At 44.5% G+C, this 22,706-nt stretch carries 17 protein-coding genes; 11 read left to right on the top strand and 6 right to left on the bottom strand.

Features of this window, described 5'->3' with window-relative positions; genetic code table 11:
• The first annotated feature begins 357 nt into the window (after positions 1-357).
• The 3 genes from ACFFUV_RS15005 to mtgA all read left to right on the top strand — a co-directional run bounded on the left by ACFFUV_RS15005 (position 358) and on the right by mtgA (position 4,644).
• Positions 358-2,238 carry a methyl-accepting chemotaxis protein gene (locus tag ACFFUV_RS15005; RefSeq protein WP_390194364.1) on the top strand — a complete coding sequence of 627 codons (1,881 nt, stop codon included), beginning with the start codon at positions 358-360 and terminating at the stop codon, positions 2,236-2,238.
• Positions 2,239-2,438: 200 nt separating this feature from the next.
• Positions 2,439-3,755 carry an MFS transporter gene (locus ACFFUV_RS15010; RefSeq protein ID WP_390194366.1) on the top strand — a complete coding sequence of 439 codons (1,317 nt, stop codon included), beginning with the start codon at positions 2,439-2,441 and terminating at the stop codon, positions 3,753-3,755.
• Positions 3,756-3,879: 124 nt separating this feature from the next.
• Positions 3,880-4,644, top strand: coding sequence for a monofunctional biosynthetic peptidoglycan transglycosylase (gene mtgA / locus ACFFUV_RS15015; RefSeq protein ID WP_390194368.1), 765 nt, complete (start codon positions 3,880-3,882; stop codon positions 4,642-4,644).
• Between the two features lie 77 nt (positions 4,645-4,721).
• On the opposite strand, the gene ACFFUV_RS15020 is transcribed toward mtgA, so the two are convergent.
• A complete protein-coding gene (locus tag ACFFUV_RS15020; RefSeq protein WP_390194370.1) occupies positions 4,722-4,973 on the bottom strand; it encodes a DUF2999 family protein in 252 nt (83 codons plus the stop codon).
• A 138-nt stretch (positions 4,974-5,111) separates the two neighbouring features.
• Complete coding sequence (locus tag ACFFUV_RS15025) at positions 5,112-7,469, bottom strand: fatty acid cis/trans isomerase (RefSeq protein WP_390194372.1); 2,358 nt, start codon at positions 7,467-7,469, stop codon at positions 5,112-5,114.
• A 199-nt stretch (positions 7,470-7,668) separates the two neighbouring features.
• Here ACFFUV_RS15025 and ACFFUV_RS15030 point away from each other — a divergent pair, with 199 nt between their 5' ends.
• Positions 7,669-8,667, top strand: a complete 999-nt coding sequence (locus ACFFUV_RS15030) for a phospholipase A (RefSeq protein ID WP_390194374.1) — start codon at positions 7,669-7,671, stop codon at positions 8,665-8,667.
• A 49-nt stretch (positions 8,668-8,716) separates the two neighbouring features.
• Here the strand turns inward: ACFFUV_RS15030 and ACFFUV_RS15035 are convergent, their stop codons facing one another.
• Positions 8,717-10,144 carry a methyl-accepting chemotaxis protein gene (locus ACFFUV_RS15035; protein ID WP_390194375.1) on the bottom strand — a complete coding sequence of 476 codons (1,428 nt, stop codon included), beginning with the start codon at positions 10,142-10,144 and terminating at the stop codon, positions 8,717-8,719.
• Between the two features lie 158 nt (positions 10,145-10,302).
• Complete coding sequence (locus ACFFUV_RS15040) at positions 10,303-11,508, bottom strand: aromatic amino acid transport family protein (protein ID WP_390194378.1); 1,206 nt, start codon at positions 11,506-11,508, stop codon at positions 10,303-10,305.
• A 545-nt stretch (positions 11,509-12,053) separates the two neighbouring features.
• Here ACFFUV_RS15040 and ACFFUV_RS15045 point away from each other — a divergent pair.
• Positions 12,054-12,638: an acyl carrier protein phosphodiesterase gene (locus ACFFUV_RS15045; RefSeq protein WP_390194380.1), complete on the top strand. Its 585-nt coding sequence runs from the start codon at positions 12,054-12,056 to the stop codon at positions 12,636-12,638.
• A 43-nt stretch (positions 12,639-12,681) separates the two neighbouring features.
• Positions 12,682-13,923 carry a DEAD/DEAH box helicase gene (locus tag ACFFUV_RS15050; RefSeq protein WP_390194381.1) on the top strand — a complete coding sequence of 414 codons (1,242 nt, stop codon included), beginning with the start codon at positions 12,682-12,684 and terminating at the stop codon, positions 13,921-13,923.
• 44 nt (positions 13,924-13,967) lie between these two features.
• Here ACFFUV_RS15050 and ACFFUV_RS15055 read toward each other — a convergent pair whose 3' ends face one another.
• The gene (locus ACFFUV_RS15055; protein WP_390194382.1) at positions 13,968-14,678 is read right to left on the bottom strand and encodes a TetR/AcrR family transcriptional regulator; all 711 of its coding nucleotides are present in this window, start codon (positions 14,676-14,678) and stop codon (positions 13,968-13,970) included.
• Between the two features lie 658 nt (positions 14,679-15,336).
• On the opposite strand from ACFFUV_RS15055, the gene ACFFUV_RS15060 reads away from it, so the two are divergent.
• Both ACFFUV_RS15060 and ACFFUV_RS15065 read left to right on the top strand, forming a co-directional pair.
• Positions 15,337-15,672 (top strand): phasin family protein, encoded by a 336-nt coding sequence (locus tag ACFFUV_RS15060; protein ID WP_390194383.1) that lies wholly within the window; start codon positions 15,337-15,339, stop codon positions 15,670-15,672.
• A 162-nt stretch (positions 15,673-15,834) separates the two neighbouring features.
• A complete protein-coding gene (locus tag ACFFUV_RS15065; RefSeq protein WP_390194385.1) occupies positions 15,835-16,530 on the top strand; it encodes an aspartate/glutamate racemase family protein in 696 nt (231 codons plus the stop codon).
• A 75-nt stretch (positions 16,531-16,605) separates the two neighbouring features.
• Here ACFFUV_RS15065 and ACFFUV_RS15070 read toward each other — a convergent pair whose 3' ends face one another.
• Positions 16,606-18,147, bottom strand: a complete 1,542-nt coding sequence (locus ACFFUV_RS15070) for a GNAT family N-acetyltransferase (RefSeq protein WP_390194386.1) — start codon at positions 18,145-18,147, stop codon at positions 16,606-16,608.
• Positions 18,148-18,651: 504 nt separating this feature from the next.
• Here ACFFUV_RS15070 and ACFFUV_RS15075 point away from each other — a divergent pair.
• The 3 genes from ACFFUV_RS15075 (at position 18,652) to ACFFUV_RS15085 (ending at position 22,674) form a co-directional block, all read left to right on the top strand.
• The gene (locus ACFFUV_RS15075; protein WP_390194388.1) at positions 18,652-19,968 is read left to right on the top strand and encodes a carbohydrate porin; all 1,317 of its coding nucleotides are present in this window, start codon (positions 18,652-18,654) and stop codon (positions 19,966-19,968) included.
• Between the two features lie 436 nt (positions 19,969-20,404).
• Positions 20,405-21,433, top strand: a complete 1,029-nt coding sequence (locus ACFFUV_RS15080) for a LacI family DNA-binding transcriptional regulator (RefSeq protein ID WP_390194389.1) — start codon at positions 20,405-20,407, stop codon at positions 21,431-21,433.
• Complete coding sequence (locus ACFFUV_RS15085; protein WP_390194390.1) at positions 21,430-22,674, top strand: ABC transporter substrate-binding protein; 1,245 nt, start codon at positions 21,430-21,432, stop codon at positions 22,672-22,674. Before ACFFUV_RS15080 ends, ACFFUV_RS15085 begins: the two co-directional genes overlap by 4 nt.
• Positions 22,675-22,706 lie beyond the last annotated feature (32 nt).

Raw genomic sequence — 22,706 nt, forward strand, 5'->3', positions numbered from 1 at the left:
TATCGATTTTATCGTATATCGTAAAAATTTGAATGTTTATTCTATTTTTTGTTGCAGGGTATAGTGATTTTTATCCATTATTTTGAATTATTGGAAAAATTGAACGTTTATTCGTCATTTATTATTAGATTCGAGGGTAAAAATAATTAAACTAAAAGTGGTGATTATAAATAAAAAAGTTTTTCTTCATCAACAAGGATGACCAATCGGTATCAACGTCCTTGCATATTAGGATGCTCTTATCCGCTAAATAATTCATCACCAATCATTCTAATAAAGAAAGTTATCTGCTTTAAATCGATAAAAATAGGTTATTCCTCTTTTATTTAGACCATAAAATTATCAGTAGAGACAGTTATGAGTAAATTCAAACTTCAGACTATCGGGGCTCTGAGCCTTCTCGTTGCCGCCATTGTTATCATATTGGCAACATTAGATTATCGTTCGTTTCGCAGCGAGAGTGTTTATCAGTATAAAGAGCTGCTCAGAGAGCAAAACCAAACCATCGAAGCTCGGTTGGTCGAAAAATTTGAAAGCTATCGACGGGAGCTTGGTGCTTTATCACTATCAGAGAGTGATATTCAAGATCGGCAGGTAGCTTCTCATGTCGTTCATCAAATGAACGCGATTCAGCGGGCACAAAAAGCGTTCAGTGATGCGGTCTTTATTCTGACGAGAGACGGTACTATCTACAACAGTGACGGCGAGATGATGCCAACCAACGCTAAACAGAGTAATCGGTCGTATTATGATGCCGTCTTTAACAAAGGTGACGATTTTTACGTTTCTAAGCCTTATGTGTCTTCCTCAACCGGCAACACCGTGATTGCCATCATCAAAAAAATCAACACCACGGTGTCACTGTTCACCATTGTCCAGATTGATGCGGTTGTTGGCGACCTAGAACAAAAGAAAAATCTCTTTCTGTATTCCGATGATGGCACCATTTTGGTTGCTCCATATGACGATTTTATTGGCGCGAACATGTTTGAAAAACGCCCATTATACAAGCAGTTCAGTACAAGCAGTCCGGAGTTAAGTTATTCGGTAGAGGTTGATGGCGAAGAGCGAGACTTTACGGTTTTTTGGTCCAAAATTGATATCAATGGTTGGAGTTTTGTCACCTTTATTGCTGATAGTGTGATTCACTCACAAGCCAATGCGCAGCTTGGTTATACCGCGTTGACCGGTTTTATCTGTCTGATCATCGCCGCCGCTATTTTAGTCTGGATTATGAACAAGATGATATTGGCACCAGTTGGCGGCGCACCTGACGATATTGCGAGCTTGATGGAAGTGATGGCATCGGGGGATTTAACTCAAAACCGAGATAAAACCGGAAAGGAGACGGGTATTTACCTTTCGCTGATAAACTTATCAGGTCAATTATCAGCGCTGATTAAAAACTCTCATGGTATTTCGGAAAATGTGTCTTCGTCGGCTCAAGAGCTCAATGTTGTTATGAGTCAAACGCAAGACAACGCCCAACATGAATTGCAACAAATGGAACAGGTCGCGACAGCGATCAATGAGCTTTCATCGACTTCGGAAGAAGTCAGTAATAAAGCCGTACTAGCAGAGGAAGAAGCCAGAAAAACCCAAAATAGCGTCGAAAAGGGCAAAAACACCTTAGAGAGCAGTATTGACCTGACCAGTCGAATTAATATCTCCGTGTCTGACACAGCAGAAATCGTTAATGAACTCAGCCAGTTTATACAGGAAATTGGCACCGTGACTGAGGTTATCAATAATATTTCTGAACAAACGAACCTATTGGCGCTCAACGCTGCTATCGAAGCGGCTCGGGCGGGTGACCAAGGGCGAGGATTTTCAGTTGTTGCTGACGAAGTCCGCGTTCTTGCCACTCGAACTCAGGAGTCGACCGTGAATATCCAAAAAATTATTGAAAAGTTGCAGGCACAATCCGCGGTTGCAAACAAAAACATGATGGAGAATGTCGAGCTTATTGAAGACTCTGTGGTCTTAGCCGATCAAATCAAAGCGGCGTTTGAAGATATATCAACCGCTTCACAATCCATTTCTGATATTAATGCGCTTGTGGCCACCGCCTCTCAACAGCAGTTTGCAGTGACAGAGGAGATCTCGCAATCGATCACTCACACCTTTGATTTAGTAAATAGAAATGTGGCTGCGATCCACCAAACTCTGCAAGCCTCATCTGAGCTTGCGCAGCAGGCTGAGTCTCAGCGCCATGAGCTCAAGTTTTTTAAAATTTGATCGCATGAAAAGGGCCGGCATTCCACTGGCCCTATCATTGAGCTTAATTTTCTTACTGAGTTCTGTGCGAACGGAGTTGACTGCAGAATGAGGACGTTCATCACTCATTTGGGTGATGAATCTTCGATTGTTTATTGATATCGCGGCGGTTTTGAGGTTTTATCATGGGCGGTATTAATCGATTGGACGCAATTTAGTACATGAAGCCAGATTTTAATTACGCCATCTACGAAAAGCTCGTGAACGATGAAGATGCTAGAGCTTGTAAAGCCATCCCTGAATCCGCGTGCAAAGTGGTACCAGGTAACTTCGTGAAAATCGTTTACTCTCAGTTCTTCACCAAATTGGGGGATGCATTGATTAACCCCAAGGTCACCTTGCCTTGGATCATGCAAAGTATCGGTGCACCGTTATTCCTTATTGGTTGGCTGGTTCCGATTCGAGAAGCAGGGTCTCTAGTACCACAGTTGGCCATTGCGCACTATATTCGCCATTTACCGGTTCGTAAGTGGGTGTGGGTTATTGGAAGTCTTCTTCAAGCATTGTGTGTGGTGGCCATTGGAGTGATTGCCCTTAATTTGCATGGAGTTATCGCGGGCTGGCTTGTGATCGCTGTACTGACGGTGTTTAGCTTGTCGCGTGGTTTAAATTCGGTTGCGGCGAAAGATGTGCTTGGCAAAACGGTACCCAAAAATCAGCGGGGAAGAGCCAATGGTTGGTCTTCAAGCGCCGCGGGTCTGGTGACGATCGGGTTAGCGGTATTGCTCGCGACTTCTGACCTTTGGCATTGGCAACAAAGTGAAGGGTTTTATGCTATCAGTTTGATGTTGGCTGGCTTAGTGTGGCTGGTTGCCGCGTTGATCTATGCTCAGATTAATGAATCTCGAGGGGAAGTGGACGGTGCACGCAATGGCTTATCTGAAGCCTTCAAACAGCTTGCTCTGATTAAAACTGATACTGTGTTTCGCCGTTTTTTGATCACTCGAACTCTCTTTCTCTCAACTGCATTAAGTGCTCCTTACTATCTTTTACTCGCGCAAAAAAATGAAGGGAGTGCATTATGGGTGCTGGCACTGTTTATGTTCGCTAGTGGTTTAGCTTCCTTCGTCGCCGGGCCGTTTTGGGGCGCAATGGCAGACCGTTCAAGTCGCAGTGTCATGATGCTTGGTGCCAGCATGTGCGCCGTGTTTGGAATCGCGCTGTTTGTTTGCGATCAGTGGCTATCAACTTGGGATTACTATTCATCGTTGGTCGCGGTTTTATACTTTTTTGTATGTATTGCCCACGATGGTGTTCGAGTTGGTCGTAAAACTTATCTTGTCGATATTGCAGAAGGGGACAAGCGTACTCGTTATGTCGCTGTGAGTAACACGGTCATCGGCGTCATGCTACTCATCATGAGCCTTTTAGGGCTTTTAACTCAATGGATGAGCATTTCAAGCCTAGTGTTACTGCTGTCTGTCATCGTCCTTGGTGGGGTTTGGATGGCAAGGCAACTTCCTAATGTGAATGCATAAGCTTATGGACGACTCGCAGCAAATCAACGTTTAAACAAGCTATTGTCGAACGATAACCTTAGGCACTTTTGACAAAAATTAGACAACGGAAACACAGATTTGTAGTCTACTGGGTGTTCGAAATATGAACACGGTGAAAAGGGCGAACAGTAAACTCGTGGCGAAAAAGCATAAAAAAAAGAAACGCACCAACATCGGCGCTGTTAATAAGCTAAAACGGCGAGTCAAGCGTTGGTTATTAACGACATTAGCCGTAGTGTTGGGTTTACCCATCGTGCTGGTGTTACTGCTTAAGTTGGTCAACCCGCCCATTTGGGGATGGGAGATAGCGCGTACGTTTTTTCCGCCGCAAGGATATCCCGAGCACAGTAAGCATCAATGGGTACCCATCGAATCTATCTCTCCCTCACTACCTTTAGCGGTCATTGCCTCAGAAGATCAGCGGTTTACTGAGCATTGGGGGCTTGACGTACATGCATTATGGAAAGTGCTTAAAGCCAGTGGCGATGGAGGGCCTTCTCGTGGGGCGAGTACCATCACTCAGCAGACGGCCAAGAATGTCTTTTTATTTCCAAGCCATAGCTATCTGCGTAAAGCGTACGAGTTGTACTTAGCGCTGCTGATTGAGCTTATATGGGGCAAAGAGCGGATTATGGAAATGTACTTGAATGTCGTGGAATTTGGGCCGGGTATTTATGGTGTTGAAGCGGCCAGTCAGCATTACTTTGGTATTTCCGCAGCGCAGGTCTCGTCGTATCAAGCCGCGCAATTAGCGGTGGTGCTACCTAACCCTTATAAAATTCATCCTGTTCCCATGACAAACTATGTGTATCAGCGTGTGAAATGGGTTCGCCGGCAGATGCAAAATCTTGGAAGTATTGCTTGGTGATGGTAGCCGTTTGTTTTAAGTGGTAGAAAAAAGGCCATGATGATTTATCGTCATGGCCTTTTGGTGCAGAGCTTGATTTATTGCTGAAGTTTTTGCTTCGCTTCTTCAACTTTTGAAAAATCCAAGCCAAGTTCGTCTACGGCTTCTTTAATTAATGCTGGATTTTGCATCACTTGACCCATGAGTTTTTGCAGATCTTCTTGTGGCAGACCAAGTTGGCTGATGGTCGCCATTGCGGCAAGTGGGTTTTGGGTTAATGCTTGAAAAATGTCATGGATTTGCTGATCGCTAATGTTGTTTTCTTTTAGCATCGCGATAATTGGATTCATGGTGTTCCCTTTTAATCTACAGTGTGATGTCGGTTGCCAAGCAGTTTAGCACCCAAGCCATGAAGGGGGAATCTAGGCCCCTCGATTTCAATAAATGAGTAAAAAGGTGCGAAGCCGTTTCCACACCTTGTTATTGGTTTAACGATTCTCAAACCGATTGTAGTCAAGCAATCCAAACTCAACAGGTTGATCGTGGCGATACCATTGATGGACACGATCACTGAATGACCAAAAGTTTGGTGAACTGCGGCGAACGGCAAACTGATCAAGCAGTTTAACGTAATCGCTTTCCGTTTTCAGTGTTTGAAGGGCGTGGACTAACGCTGGAACCTGTGACTCTTCGATATTTAGAAATGCCGCAGGATAACTGCCAAGAACGCCTCGCACTAACGTTAAATCATCATTTGCTGGATCACGATTACTCTCTTCATCGAACAAGCTTGAGATATTGGTATGTGCATTATTGTGCAGCAATGTGAAGAGCTGATCGTCACCTGATTGAGATTTGACCATCATCATCATGATTTGCGGCAGGTGAACCAGCCCTTTACCCTGAATATTGTCTATTTGCTGAAGTAGCGCTTGGTTTTCAGGCTTGAGGCCTGTATCGACCACATTGTAACGATCTTTTAAAACAGGAGAGAGCTTATCTTGTAGCATCTGATAAAGCTCGGCTTTGTAATTGGTCGTGGTGTATTTGACTTGTGTTGGTTGATCAAATGGCTTCACGTTACGTTGCAAGAACTGACTAAATTGTGGTGACTGATCTTGATACCAACTTGCATGTTCGTCATGACGTACCGCGCGTGGTAATAGCGTCAAGAAATTACTTTCACCTTCCATACGTAAAAAGTCCATAAACATACGCGTGATCAGCTGATGACCAAAGTTGCCGTAAACATCAAAACCGGCCACCAACAGGTAATGGATACGCTCGAGAAGTGCATAATCGAGAACCCAGGCTGTTTTGGGTGGTTTACCCACTAAGCCTTGAGCCACTGAAGCACTATCGAAGTGACGAATGACGGTAAGCGCTGCATTTGGGTTTTTACCGTTTCCAGTCCAAATAATATCAGTGGTTAGATTTTTTCCATCTTTGAACCAATTGTTGGTGAATTCGGATTTGGCTTCGAGATAACGCGCCTGCTGACTTGAGAACGTCACCCAGTTATGAATGGGTAGAGCGTTGCTGTCTAACTCGCCTGGCATCTGTAGGTTATCTGCTTGAGAACGATAGAACTCATTAACTTCCGGAATATCTGATTTGTCGGGATCTAAGAAGAACACCCAGAAACGGTCATTGATGACGTTCAATGCTAATTGCCCGCGACACACTGGCCCTTTGATGAAAGACATAATGGTATTTTGCGCGTTATCGAGCATAAATTTAAAGCGCGATTTGACTGGAAGGTCGATAAATGACGTCATTGGGTTCGCTGCAACTTCAAGCTTGTAACTTGGCAGCTTTTCAACGCGATAGTCGCTATCAATAAACAAGGTTTGCCATTTCTTCATTCGCGCGGCATTGAGCGCGTATGGCATATGCGTTTTATCAACAATTGAAGCTTGTTCTGGAATGATGCGATAGTAAACCCGTTCGACCTTAGGATCTCCGTATGGACGGCGAGTTGCAATTCGGTCAACCGGTTGACCCGGCGGTGTGGTTGAACGTACTAAGGTGAAAAAGCGCGGTCGTTGTTGTTTTATCTCGGAGAAATAGAGATGGGACAAAAACAGGTGTTCATAGATATAACGCGCTGAAAGCTGGGCTTTCAGTGAATCATCATTTAAGAACTTCTCGTATTCATTGACCAGAGATTGCTCCATGACACTAAGCGGAATATGGTTATTCATTTGGGCGCCACTTTCCACCCAGCGAAGTAGCGTATTGTACTCACTTTTAGCCAGATTCGGCATTCCGTAAGGCATACCCCAAGTTGGGTTATCACTTTGGTATTGTTCATATTCGTCAATTGTTGGGCAGATTTGGTCACGATCAATCGAGAAATCAAACCCTTCAAGTTGATCTTGCTGAGGAAGCGGATGCTGCTCCTTTTGCATTAATAGCCGTGCGATCAGCCCAGCTTGCATATTGACGGGCGCGGTTTGGTCGCGCTCGTTCAATACAGGGTGAAACCCGAGCGCGCGCCACTCTTCAGTTGTTTGAGCATCTTCAAATAGGCGAGTGGGTTTTGACGCGGTAAGCCGTGTACCGTGATAGACCTTTTCTTTTGTGGCACCGCGATCAATCCCCTCAACGGAGGACATTTTTAGCTGACACGGCGCATCGTAGCAGGCATGACACACGACACATCGATTATCGATAATCGGTTTAACTTCATCAAGAAAATGACTCGCTTGAGGAGACTCAAAAGGCATTTGACGATCACGAACGACTTGCTCGCCGAAAAGTTGATCGTAATTAATGGCTGCAAAACCCGCGCAGCCGGCGAAGAAGAGAATCAATAAAAGAGGTACGATCCGGCGTAATTTCATTGGATTACCAAAAGTTGAGTGGAGTTTTTAGTATAAGAGATATCTTGTTTAATTCTAAGAAGCAAAGAGAAATAGAAATATTGTTATATAGTGCCAACATTATGAGTCTTAACAAATGTATTGGCAAAGTTTTTACATTTTTATTATTAATAGTCGTTATAATACACATGCTTATCCCCTAATATCCGAAGGAAGTGACATGGATGCGACGATAAAGACGACTTTGTTAGCCACTTTGCTGATGTCGCCTTTGCTAGAAGCAGAAGAGCTGTCTGAATACGATCAATGTGTATTACGAGCAATGAAGGTACAGACGGGTGACCTAACTATTGATGAACTGCACGAACGCTGCTTAACGGCGACAGATCAAGAATCTGAACTCAAACAAACAGATGTGTTGAGTGAGCGCAGAGAGGCCGAAAGAAGTACGGAATTCCAACCGTTTGTCATGACTGCGCATCGCATGAATTACATTTTGCCATTCACCTATACCGATAGTGTGAATCGTAAGGCGTATGAAGATACCGGATGGGCAGAGGATTTGCGTAAAGCGGAAGCTGAGTTTCAAATCAGCTTCAAAGTTCCATTAAACTACAGTGACCTGTTTTTTGAGAATGACGCGTTATTTTTCGGCTTTACATTGAGATCTTATTGGCAAGTCTATGCAAACTCCATTTCAAGACCTTTTCGTGAAACCAACTATCAGCCCGAGTTTTTTTATTTTACGCCGACGGATTGGAAACCTTTTGACGGTAACACTTGGCTCGGTTTTGGTATAGAACATCAATCAAATGGTCAGAGGCAAATACTTTCGCGCAGTTGGAACCGCATCTACGGCTCAGTCACGTTTGAGAAGAATCGTCTAGCACTTTCTTTCAGGCCCTGGTGGCGCATTCCTGAAAGCGATAAAACCGATGAAAATGATCCGAATGGTGATGATAATCCAGACATCGGTGATTACATGGGTCATTTTGAAGTAGGCGCCGCCTATAAGTGGGAAGAGTTTTCGGTCAATTTTACCGGGCGTGAAAACTTTAAAACCCACAAAGGCTACGCTGAAATGGGGATGACATTTCCGATTTGGGGTAAAGTGCGTGGCTACGCGAAATACTCAACCGGTTATGGCGAAAACTTGATTGATTACAATCACAAGCAACAGCGTTTTGGTATCGGCATCGCGATTACTGATATCCTTTAAAAAAAGCGGAGCCCATGAGCTCCGCTTTGTCTTTATCGAGTCCGGATCATTAAGTGCGATAGCGTGACAAAATGTTGCCTAGATTGACGGTGGCACTAGAGAGATTCGATACACCATGTGAAGAGTGCTGAGCAACTTCACGAATGGTATTGGATTGGCTACGAATATCGGCCAGTTCAGAGGCGATATCATTCGCGACGGTGCTTTGTTCTTCCGCTGAGGTTGCGATCTGTAAGCTCATATCATTGATTGCATTTGCTGACTCGGTGATATGATGAATATCCTCACCAATATCTGCTATCAGTTCACTGCTGGTATGCGCTTGTTTTACCGTCTGTTCAGTGATGGATGTGATCTTATTACTTTCTGCTTGCAACTGATCAATCATCTCTTGAATTTCAACCGTTGCGTTTTGAGTTCGTCCTGCCAGAGTGCGCACTTCATCGGCGACAACCGCAAACCCGCGACCTTGTTCGCCCGCACGTGCCGCTTCAATCGCCGCATTAAGCGCGAGTAAGTTGGTTTGTTCGGAAATACCGTTAATCGTGGTGATCACTTCACTAATTTGTGAGGTATTTGTGTTTAACGTGGATGCAGAGTTGGCAGCTTGAGAAATAAAGTTTGAAAGTGTTTCAATTTCAGCAATCGCACGGCGAACTCGCTCGGCACTGGCTTTTACTTGCTGGCTGTCATTTTCTGTCTGAGAAGTGGCTTGGCTGGCCACATTCGCAACCTCTTGTGCTGCTGCCGTCATTTGTTCCATCGCGGTAGCGACTGAATCAAGAGAGGCATACTGGTTAGAGATCTGTGCTTCACTGCGCTGTGTCTCTTCAGCGAACGAAGCACTGGTTTCGGTCAGTGTATTGGTGTTGTCTTTTACTGCGATGACTAAATCACTTAGCGTGTCCATCGCTTTATCCATTTCCACACCGATAGTGCCAAACTCATCTCGCCCAGCATGGAATCCAAGTCGTGATGTTAAATCGCCTTGTGCGATTTTTTGAGTTGTGGTGTAGAGCACCCATAAAGCGCCGCCAATAAATGTCGCCACCCAGTAACTAAATACCGCAAACGGTACCAGCCATAAATAAGAGAGGAGCCAAGTATACAGCGCAGACGTCGATGCTTGTTCAATGCGCGTGCTTTGGTCTTCAGTCAAACTATAATGGGTGCCATTTTGGGCACGAATTACCGCAGTCACGACACCGTCGCCACTTATGTTTGATTGTGTCGCGCTGGTTTTTTGAAAACCCGAAAGAGTGGTACTTTGGTAGTTTGGCGTCGCTAAAATACCTGAAAGCTTCGCTTCGACATTGGTGAGCGCTTGGCTTTCGATACGCTCGATAGCATCAAAATAGCGGGAACCAGAAATAAAACTCAAAGAGATAAAGAAGAGTAGAAAAATAATCCACATTTTGTCGTTAATGGACATCTTGATAAACAGTCTATCTATCGTCCTAAACTCGACTTCTTTCATTGGGTACTCCAATAACAAAAATAAGGTGACAAGTGAGAGTTAGTGACTTTCTACTATGCGCCATTTCTCGAAATTTAATGAAAAGTTTGTTGGTTTTAGTATCAATAACGAGATCTGGATCGTTTATTCTCGCTATTGATACTAAAGTGGCTTGCAATTTAGCCTAAAGAAGGGAGAAAACCGGTGGCGATCAACAGTTGAACGACAACGATGATGATGCCAATTGACCCTGCCAAAATGAGAGAAAGTTGACCCCCTTTAACACGGTATGCTTCGGGGGTGGAGTGAGTAGCGCGCGCTTTACGCACCATCAGCACAGGTAAGAATATCGCCAACACGACAAGCGCGATGGCGGCATATCCTAGGGCAGTAATAAAGCCTTGTGGATAAAACAGCGCAAAACCCATAGGGGGAATAAACGTCACCAATGAGGCCAGCCAGCGTTGAGAATGCTGATTCCTGCTTTTGACTCCGTCTGCGATAAACTCAAACAATCCAAGGCTAACACCTAAAAATGATGTCAGTAGGGCTAAGTCGGCAAAGACGCCAATAATTTGCCCCAATTGGCTGACGTGTACTTTATGACTTAACTGAGAAATCAACGCTGTTAACCCTTGGCTCTGGGTTAGCTCTTGTTGGCTGACCACGCCTAAAGTGACGACTTGCCAAAATACATAAATGACTAAAGGAATACTTGAACCAATGACAATGGCTTTCTTCAGTGCAGGAGTATTTCCATCGAGATAATTTACAATGACAGGGATGCTGCCGTGAAAACCAAATGAGGTGAAAATTACGGGTAGGGCCGCCACGATAAGCCCTTGTTCAAGCGGCATATCCAACAGATAAGATTGTGTCACGTTCGGTGCTAGGAAAAACAGAACCGCCACCATCGCGATGAGTTTGGCACTAAACAGTACACGGTTAATTCGGTCTACTGTGCCAGTACCGATGGTGACCAGCAAGGCGACAATAACAGTGAACAGTACGGTTGCGGTTTGCGGTGATAGTGCAAGCCCTGCCATTTGATTTAGACGATCGCCAAATTGCGCGCCACCACCAGCAATATAGGCGGCGCATAGTGCGTAGAATAAAAATAGCATTGCAAAACTTGCAAACCATTTACCTCGCTGGCCCAGAAATTGTTTGGCAAGGCTATGCAGCGTCGCATCGGCTGGCGCGTATTGATGCAGTTCCACCATAAGCAATGCGGTAAAGGCCATTACCGCCCAGAGAGTGACCATCAAAAGCATCGACGTGGCAAATCCAATCCCCGCTGACGCCAGTGGCAAAGCAAGCATCCCCGCACCAATCGTGGTTCCTGCAATAATCAAAGTACTACCAAAAATCTTTGAATTCATCATGTTGTATTTATTTGTTTACGTATTTAAGTTAGAGGTATCTGTTGTAAGGGCGAAGCATTTTAGCCTTAAGCACTTATTTTGGGTGATTCTGTAGTAATAATGATAGGAATGCAAGGTGACTGTAAGGATTTAAATCCACAGGTGTACATTATTGTGTACGTTTGTTATAAGTGCGGTGAATGTCATTCATGTGTTGTATTTGAGAGCAATGTCAATTGGTATTGATATTTTGCTTTTCGTCGCCATAAATCTGTCATATAAAGGCTTTAAAAAGGGATTCAGTAACACCACATCCTATACACAGGACAGGATTAATAAATGGAGGTCACATGAGCGACCAATACCAAAATGAAGAAAACTTGGAATTGCTTGATGCGTTGGAAATCGGTATCGATTTATCTGATTATCAGTCCTCGCCTGAGCAGCGTCACGACGAAGACCCACGCTAGTTCCAAACGTTCTTCGATATCGAATTGTAACGAGCCAGTGCATTTGCGCTGGCTTTGTGTTTTTATAAACTCATGATGTTCGATATATAGGTTTCAATGAATTTTCTAGCGCATTTACATATTGCTGAACACTCTGATTCAAGCTCATTGGGTAATTTACTGGGTGATTTTGTTAAGGGTCGTCCGCAAGGGCAGTTCCCCGAACGCATCGTGCGAGGCATTCAACTTCATCGGTTTGTGGATTCTTACACTGACCATCATCCGCTTATCAAAGAGATTAAGCCTTTATTTACCGGTGAAAGTCGGCGGTTTGCTGGTATCGCGTTAGATATGTTTTGGGATCACTGTTTGGCAACGCATTGGCATCAGTTCTCATCACAACCATTAGAAGCGTTTTGTCTTCGCGCGCAGAGTAAGGTGCTTGAAGAGCAAGACGCTTTAACGCTGCCAGAGCGATTTATTGATGTCACTCAGCATATGTGGCGGGGTCGTTGGCTGCAGTCATATCAAGAGCTTGATAATATTGAATTTGCGCTGCAGCGTATGTCAACACGCTCACCGCGAATGGGCAAATTAAGCGCATGTACACCGATCCTTCGCCAACATTATCACACGCTCAATAAGACATTTTTGAGCTTGTACCCTGATGTTTTATCTGCAGCCAAGCAGCAGGCAATCTGATAGAATCGCGCGATTATTTGAATAGTTAACCAGTGTTGCTTCGATGTCACATACTTTCTCTGATTTAGGGCTCTCATCAGAGCTTATCCATACACTTTCCGGGCTTGGGTTGGAAACGCCCACCGAGGTGCAGCAGCACGCGATTCCTCATGTCCTACGCCACAGCGATGTTTTGGCTGGTGCTCAAACAGGCACCGGAAAAACCGCAGCTTATGGTTTACCGATCATTGACCAATTGAGCACGTCACCTCAAACAGGGGAAACACGCGCACTGATTTTGGTACCGACGCGTGAATTGGCGCAGCAAGTATTTGATAATCTCACATCTTATGCGCAACACACTCAATTGAATATTGTTGTTGTCTATGGCGGCGTCAGTATAAAGAAGCAGACTGAGCAATTGAAAGCGGGCGCCGATATTGTGATTGCAACGCCTGGCCGTTTACTTGATCACTTGTTTAATAAACACGTGTCATTAAATGCGGTAGGTTGTGTTGTTTTTGATGAAGCCGATCGCATGTTGGATATGGGGTTTATGCCCGATATTCAAAGGATTACCAAGCGTTTGCCGCAAACTCGACAAACGCTATTTTTCTCGGCTACGTTTGAAACTCGTGTCAAGACGATGGCGTACCGGCTTTTAAATGATCCTGTTGAAGTGCAAGTGACGCCGCAAAACAGCACGGCTGAAACCGTGATTCAAATGGTGTATCCCGTCGGTAAGCATCGAAAAAGTGAGCTGCTTGCGTATTTGATTGGGGCGAACAATTGGCAGCAAGTGTTGGTGTTCACCAAAACCAAGCAGGGGAGTGATGCGCTTGCCAAAGAACTCAAGTTGGATGGCATCAAAGCCGCATCGATCAATGGTGATAAAAGCCAAGGCGCGAGACAAAAAGCTCTTGATGATTTTAAATCAGGTAAAGTTCGAGCGTTAATTGCAACCGATGTTGCTGCGCGAGGCCTTGATATCCAGCAACTAGAGCAGGTCGTTAACTACGATATGCCCTATAAAGCAGAAGATTATATTCATCGGATTGGGCGTACAGGGCGAGCGGGGCAAGCGGGTCATGCTATTTCATTTATGAGCCGTGAAGAGCAAGGGTTGTTAGAAGCGATTGAAGTATTACTTGATACTCGATTACCACAAGAATGGCTGGCAGGTTTTGAACCTGGTCAGGTGAATGTGGAGTTGGAAAATCACCGTCGTCAGAGTCGTTCCTCCGAAAAACGTAAGCTTAAAGCCCGTTTAGGCGTTCATAAAGGTCGAGGTAAGAAAAAACGTTAAAATAAAGCCCGCATTCGAGCGGGCTTTATTTTTATACACCGTCATCATGACACGAGATTACAGGGGATCTCATACACTAAGTCTGAAACGTTTTGTGGCGCTAAAATTTTTGATTGGGGAATCAGCAAACGAGCCGCCATCATTTGGTTAAACATATTCCACTGTCTTAAAAGGCACTGCTCATGGTCACCTTTGATGTCTTCCCAAGTTTGATGCATAAATGGCTCCAAACTACTGGCTCCATGAGCAAACATGATCATGAGCCATTTTACTTCCCAAATATTAATTTGGCATTCTGGATGCTGTTGGTTGTATTCATTGGCCAATGTCGCGATCGTATCTTGTACTTGGTAGTTTCTATCCATAAAATAGTCGGTCAACTCATCTTGGCGCACGCCATCGGCCAAGAGTTGAATCGGCTGCTTTTTCACCAGCATATGTGCTAAGACGCGTACGGTAAAAAAATAGAGTTTTTCGCTCGGGGTACTCTGTTTTGGAAAGTGCTCCATGATCACTTGCAAGTACTTTTCAAAATAGTCGTGGAGGCCATCGCTGATGCTTAGCCAAATCTTCTCTTTACTGCCAAAATGATGACGAATCAAGCTATGAGAAACGCCAGCTTTTTCACTGATGTTGCGTAACGACACTCGCTCGTAACCACGCTCACAAAACAGTTGTGCCGCAATCGTTAAGATCTCACATTTGGTTTTTTCTGCGTCCTCAGCACTACGACGCCCGGCTTTTCTTTCTGTCATGTTTCCAAATCTTCTAATTAAGCGCGACATTTTTACCAGATTTGAGGATTTATTTCATCTGTTAATCAAATATTATCCAATTGGACAATATAAAGCTTGATTTTATCGCATGAAAACTTATACTTTCCAATTGTATAGCAAGTCGGTGATGATTGCATTTTGCTGATTTAAAAATGCTCGACTCATACCAATTTTTATTGGCTTAAGCTTGAAATACACAACCATTTGTTTTTTGGTTCTCTATTTTGACTGTATGTTAAGGAAAGTGTCAGCCTCCAACGCTGATATATACCGCCATCAATATGAATCAATCCATCCACTGCCGGATCGGTCAAGGATGATTGCTTGATTCTTTTAGAACCTCCCTGAGCTTATGTAAGCTCAGGGCTTTCTCTTCTTGTTTCCTTCTTGGTGTGATTCGCTGTCGGTTTATTTGCATGACACCGTTAGCCTAGTAGTCCCTTTATCTTTTATATTGACCCCATTTAACGATTAATTTTATCCGGCATCGATTACGCCGTATTTCATACGTTATGTGATGTGTGTCATATAAGGGTATTTCTCTGATTGGAATGGTTGAAATGTCATCTTGGGCAGTTAGCTTTAAGACATAGAGACGGATTATTCAAAACTCACACTTTCTAAGGAGAGTCCCCCGATGAAAAACAACGTCGTTCAAGTCCTGCCCGAGCCAAGCGCTGAAAAAAAAGCGTCCGTTCAGGCATACAATCAGTTGGTAAAACAAAATGTTGAGGTATTAACTGAATTGCAAGCAAACGCGATTCGTACCTTTAGCGAGCTTGATTTCAATACGATAAAAGCCGCAAGGGAAGGGACAAGCGAAGTACTTAATGCGTCGCAAATTGATTTGCTTGCCAAACCCGCGGATAACATGCTGAGTGATGGTCAGCGTTTACAGAGAATCGCGAATCAATTTCGTTCTGACATCCAACACATGACTCAGACACAGCGTAAAAAAGTGGCGTCTGCCTAAGTTCATTCCATCGTTATGAGGTTTGTTTTTGTTATAACGGAGCCGATTGGCTCCGTTTTTTATGCTACAAACTTGGGTATTTCTAGAGAATCTTAAAATCGGCGATGACAGCACCAAAGAAATTTGTTTTAGTAATGGTAAATCTTTGACTTAAGGTGAACTATGAAAACAATCGGTTTAATTGGTGGTATGAGCTGGGAGTCGACCACAACTTATTACCAACTCATTAACCAAGAAGTGAAATCACAGCTTGGTGGTTTGCATTCAGCAAAGATTGTCTTGGTAAGCGTTGATTTCGCTGAAATTGAAGTTTACCAACATAACGATGAGTGGGATAAAGCCGCACAAGTGTTAATTGATGCCGCACAATCATTGGAAAGCGCGGGCGCCGATTTTATAGCGATTGCAACCAATACCATGCATAAAGTCGCCGATCAGGTGGCAGAATCCGTATCAATTCCACTGTTACATATCGCTGATGCAACCGGAGAGGCGTTGCAAGCTGCTGGTATTACAAAAGTCGGGTTGCTTGGAACCGCGTTCACAATGGAACAAGCGTTCTATAAGCAGCGAATTACCGATAAGTTTGATGTTGAGGTTGTGGTACCAAATGGCGTGCAGCGAAAATTGGTTCACGAGGTGATATATCAGGAGTTGTGCCAAGGTGTTATGACCAAGCGATCCAAGGCGGATTATGAAACCATTATTGACGACATGCATGAAGTTGGCGCTGAAGGGGTTATTCTCGGATGCACGGAGATCGGCATGTTGGTTGATGAGTCATCAAGCTCACTGCCCATTTTTGATACAACGAAAATTCATGCTAAAGCGTTGGTAAAAGCTGCATTAGAGGCCTAGTTCTGGCATTGAGTCACCGTTGACGATAAAGAAAAGAGGAGCATTGGCTCCTCTTTTTTGTACCCAAAAATTACATTACTTTTCGTTCTTGGGCTGAGTGAAGCCGCCATATAAGTCGAGGCGACGATGGCGTAAGTTGGTTACCGAACCTTCAGTGTTAAGATGCTTTAGCTTCGAAAGGTCAACATCTGCAAAGATCAGCATTTCAGTGTTGGCACTTGCTTCGGCAAGGGTAGAATCGTGGGGGAAATAGATGTCTGACGGCGAGAAGACCGCTGATTGAGCGTACTGAATGTCGACATTATTGACCCGTGGAAGGTTGCCGACACTGCCGCCAATGGCAACGTAACATTCGTTTTCTATCGCACGCGCCTGTGAGCAGAGACGAACACGCTGATAGCCGTTTTTCGTATCGGTCCAGAATGGAACGAAAATAATTTGTACGTCCTGCTCAGCCATCATGCGTCCAAGTTCAGGGAACTCGCTGTCGTAACAGATTAAAATACCCACACGACCAGCATCGGTTTCGAATACTTGAACGCCATCACCGCCATCAATAACCCAATCTCGCTCCTCATGAGGTGTGATATGGACTTTGTATTGAGCGTCGACTTGACCGTCACGATGAAGCAGATACGCCACATTATATAAGGTATCGTTTTCAATCACAGGCATGCTGCCCGCGATAATATTGATGTTGTAGGTGACCGCCATCTGCGCGAAGCGATTTTTAATTTCTTCACTAAAGCTGGCGAGAAAACGAATGGCTTCTACTGGCGTCTGGTCGGTGTTTAGCCCCATGAGCGGCGCGTTGAAAAACTCGGGGAACAGCGCGAAGTCAGATTTGTAATTGGCTATCGATGAAACAAAGAATTCGGCTTGCTCTAAAAAGTCTTCCAGGTCATTCATGGCACGCATTTGCCATTGAACCACACCGATACGCACTAACGATTTTTCCACATCATGAATGGAGGCAATGTCGTCCTCATAGAAGATATTATCCCACTCAAGTAAGGTGGCGTATCCGCGTGATGATTCATCCTCTGGTAAATAACCACGCATAATACGTTTTACATCGAAATCGTTTGAGAGCTGAAAGGATAGAATCGGGTCATGAAGCTCTTTACGTTTGACTTTCTCAATGTACTCAGTGACGCTCATTTCCTTTGCGTGATGGTGATATTTAGGAATGCGTCCGCCAGCTAGTATGGCTTTAAAGTTGCCACTGCGGCAAAGTTCTTTGCGGGCATCGTACAAACGGCGCCCGAGTCGCAAACCGCGATAATCTGGGTGCACAAAGACATCTAACCCATACATGGCATCACCCGTGGTTTCGTTTTGAATGACATTTTGTTCGGTGATGATGTCAGTATAAAGATGAGGAAGTGAGAAGCGGTTATAGTTTACTTTTATCGTCAGTGCCGCACCGACAATTTTACCGTTATCAACAATACAAATCTGGCCATCAGGAAATTGATGAATCAGATCCATGATCGTGATTCTTGGCCAAGCGCCGCCGACGTCATGAAACACGAGATCCATAAGTTCGGCTAATTCTGGGTAATCGCTAGGTTCTATTGTTCGAAGAGTTAACAGGTGGGAACGGTTGTTTTCCATATCTATTTATTATCCTAATGATATTCAACTTCTTAACCATAGCATGGCAGCGCTGCTGAATGTCAATGGTGGGTTATCCTCACCGCGCGGATTGAAGTGTGAAACTGCATCATTTTAACCGTCGACTTATTCACTTAAAGCTCAGTTCCTAAGCATATTCTTTTGATCATTTTTATACATATTTATGAAAAATTTCATATTTATGAAAACTTTTCACAATTTCGCTCAATGGAAAACCTGTAATTGGTTGATTTTAGTGATGGAATCGTCCTAATTGGATGAAATGAAACCGTTTACACGTATGTGGTGTTATTAATTTTCCTATTTAAATTAATGAAACTTAAGGAGTTTTAGGTATTTTGTAGGAAAATTCATGTTTCATGGGGTTTTATGCACCAACAACCTGTGAGGGAAAACCGACTTTTCAGCGTTTTCATCCCTTACTATGTGCCCAGAACACCGAAAACAGAAAGACAATAAACCTAAATAAGATAGGGATACCTCATGAAACATCTTAAGCTTTTGCCAATAACACTCGCAGTGGGTTCCGTGCTTGGTTCAGCTCCCCTCCTTGCCGCCACTGACGCTGAAATTGATGCTTTAACTCAACGAATTCAAGAGTTGGAGAAGAAAGTAGAAACCGATTATGTCTATCAGCAACAGTCTATAGACCTCCCACCAGACGTAGAAGTTCCCAAAGGCATTATTTTTTCCGGTTATGCTCGTTACGGTAATGCTTATGCAAGTAGCGATGAAAGAATGGTCAATGCGTATGGTGCATTGAATGGTAACGCCACGGGTCGTCTTGGTAATGAAAACTACGGCGGTGAATTCCAGCTCGGAAAAGTACTGAAATCCGATAAAGGCGCGGTTTGGGATTTGGTATTAATGGTTGACCATTACCAAGATCGAACTTGGTGGGAAGCGGGCAGTACAGAGGCGGATGGCGGGCTTAACGTCAAAAAAATGTACGCAGGGGTGACGAACCTATTTGAATCCCAACCTTCTCTTTACTTCTGGGGTGGGCGTGATTTCCACCAACGTACAGCAACCGACCTTAACGACTACTTTTGGGTCACCCATGATGGTCAAGGTGGTGGTTTCAAAAACCTGGATCTTGGCTTTGGTGAGTTTAACTTGAGCTTTGTCGGCCAAGTGGATGACGATATGGTGGGTGACAACGGACGCTATGCCATCACCAGTAAACTGCATGACATCGACCTTGGTGGCGCCTCTTTGAATATATACGCTAACTATGGTTTTGCCTCTGATACCATCGAAGAACGTGATTCTCGTGACGTGAAATCCTATCAATTAGCTGGTGAGTTGATGATGAACGGTCAGCGTTTGGTGGTGCGTTATGGTGACAACGCCAAAGACAGTGCGTTTGACTTAGTTGATGATGAGCAAGCGTTTTTGGTCAGTGTGGATGGCTTCTATCAAGTTACACCAAAAGCATCATTTGCCTATGTTGCTGCGTATCAGTCATTGGATGTGGCTGACGATCAAGACCGTTCAAACTACAACATTAACTTACGCCCCGGTTATGCGTGGGATGATGTGAACTCTACATGGGTCGAATTAGGTTACAGCCTTGTTGATTACGACAAGATTGATGCGACCAATAAAGCATGGAAAGTGACCGTGTCACAAAATATTACCTTTGGTCCATTTATGTCTTCACGCCCAATGCTGCGTTTTTACGCGACGTTTGGTAACTCGGATAACGAGTTTGCGGGCTATGCAGATGATGAAGTGACTATCACAACATCTGATAACGATACTGTCACCGTCGGCGCAATGTTTGAAGCATGGTGGTAATCAACGGGGGATAACTGCCACTGTCCATTGGCCCCCATTGAAAACACCGTTTGATAATCGGGGCCATTTTTTATCCATATTCATTCTCTTTGAGGCCATTGTTTGGCCTTTTTTTTTACCGGTTGTGATTGTTGTTTAATTTGTCATCAATGCAGCGCTTAAGCGCGTTGGAGGTTAAGCGCTTGTTGCGTGAAATCAGCGAGCTTCATGAAACTAAACCGCGAATCCATGAAACTGTTTCATGACATGAAATGAAACTCTCTATCAGTACGCTTTTTCGATAATTCACCAAGTTGATCGCTGATCGAGTGTGATGCCTATCACTCTACGTAATCAGACATTGCTGGATACTCACCATATGAAAGCGCTTTCTTTTGCCAGATGCTCAAGACAATCGAAATGCGCCTAATGAGAAATCAACAGGTGAGAGGGGCTTGTGACCACCATCAAAGATGTATCTGATGCTGCAGGAGTGTCTCAGGCGACAGTGTCCCGAGTCATTAATGGCACGTCAAAAGTCAGCCATGAAAAGAAGCTGAAAGTAGAAAAAGCGATACGAGAGCTCGGCTATAAGCCAAATTCTATCGCAAAAGCGCTCGCCTCAAGCCGCACGGGCAGTATTGGTGTCATTGTGCCAGAGCTTGGCGGCGCATTTTACTCACAGGTGCTTCAGACCATTGAAGAGCGCTTAAGGCAGCTTGGATATCATCTGGTAGTGACAGCAGGGTCGAATACTGAACAAGGGCAACTGGATTCTGTGGAGTTTTTATTGAGCCGCCGCGTGGATGCGCTGATTCTCCATACCCAGCAGCTTGCAGATGATTATCTGATTGCACTTGAAGAACAAGGCATTGTGCTGGTGTTGGTGAATCGCTTTATTCCGGAACTCGCGCACAGCTGCATTGATATTGATAACGAGCTTGGCGGCAAATTGGCGACTCAGCATCTTATTGAAATGGGCCATCACAAAATCGCCTGTATTACTGGGCCGCTTCATAAATCCGATGCGCGCGGACGTTTACAAGGTTATCGCAAAGCGCTTGAGGAAGCAGGGATTGCGTTTGATGAAAACCTGGTGATTGAGTCCGGGTTTACTGAGGAAACAGGGGCCATGGCAATGCGAAAATTACTTAAGCGAGAGCATGAATTTACCGCGATCTTCGCTTGCAACGATCACATGGCGTTTGGCGCCTTTGAAGTATTACAGGAATGTGGGCTCCGTATTCCTGAGCAAATTTCATTAGTGGGTTTTGACGATATCTTGTTTGCGCGCTATCTCACTCCGGCGCTGACAACGGTTAATTTCCCGATTGAAACCATGAGCTGTGAAGCGGTACAGCTTGCAATACAAAAACTACATAAGAGTAAACATGATGTGGACTTTAAGTTATCACCAAGTTTGGTTGTGCGTGAGTCTGTTAAATCGTTTACCCCTACGCCAATAACTACGAAGGAACTAACATGAACTTCAAGACTATTACCCTGTCTGGAGCAGTTGCATTAGGACTCGCAACCAGTGCAGTCGCTGCCGATAATGACATCCGTTTTGATGGGTTTCCCGATTTCGACAGTAGTCTCAAAGTGATTCTGCCTGATTTTGAAAAAGAGACCGGGATTCACGTGGATTACTTGATGAATAACCATGGTGACCACCATACCAAACTTACAACCAACTTGGCGACAGGCTCTGGTGCCGGCGACGTGATTGTGGTCGATGTGGAAAAAATCGGTCCATTTGTCGCCTCAGGCGGTTTAGTCAATCTTTCCGAGCAATATGGCGCTGATAAATACGCTGAACGCTTCGCTCCTTACGCCTGGGCTCAAGGTAAAGGCGCTGATGGCTCCGTATATGGTATTCCTGTCGATTTAGGCCCTGGCGTGATGTATTACCGCCGAGATATTTTTGAAAAAGCTGGTATTGATGTTCAACAAGCGATCAAAGATTGGGACTCTTACATTGCCGCAGGTGAAAAACTCAAACAGCAAAACATTCAATTGATTGCGTCCGCTGCTGACGTGGCACAAGCGATTATTTTTACCACCGTACCTGAAGGCGAAGGATTATATTTCGATAAGGATGGTAACTCGGTGGTTACCTCTGAACGCTTTGTCCATGCGTTTGAAGTGGCAAAAGAGATCCGTGATAAAGGCTTAGACAGTCGAATTCTTGCTTGGTCGAATGAATGGTATGAAGGCTTCAAGAATGGCACGTTTGCGACACAACTCTCAGGTGCTTGGCTACTTGGCCACTTAAAAAATTGGATTGCGCCTGATACCTCAGGCAAATGGGGCGTCTCTCATTTACCTGATGGCATTTACGGCAGTTGGGGCGGCTCGTTCTTATCAATTCCGACTCAATCTAAAAAGCAAGATGAAGCGTGGAAGCTGATTGAATACATGACAATGCGTCGTGATATTCAACTGAAAAGCTTTGCAACTATCGCCGCTTTCCCCGCCAATGTGACGACGTACGATGACCCGATGTTCCAAGAGCCCATTGAGTTTCTTGGCGGTCAAAAAGCGCGATTACTGTTTGCTGATGTGGCGAAAAACATCAAGCCAGTACAGCCAGCAAAAGGGGACCACGTAGCACGTGCCATCATCCTAGAAAATGCCTTAATGGAAGTCCTTGATGAGGGTAAAGACATTAAAGCCGCCCTTCAAGATGCGGAACGCATGATCAAACGCCGTACCCGTAACTTGTAAGAGAAATGAGGCGCGGTGATGCACCGCGCCTT

The sequence above is a fragment of the Vibrio olivae genome, assembly GCF_042428525.1.
Lineage (GTDB): Bacteria > Pseudomonadota > Gammaproteobacteria > Enterobacterales > Vibrionaceae > Vibrio > Vibrio olivae.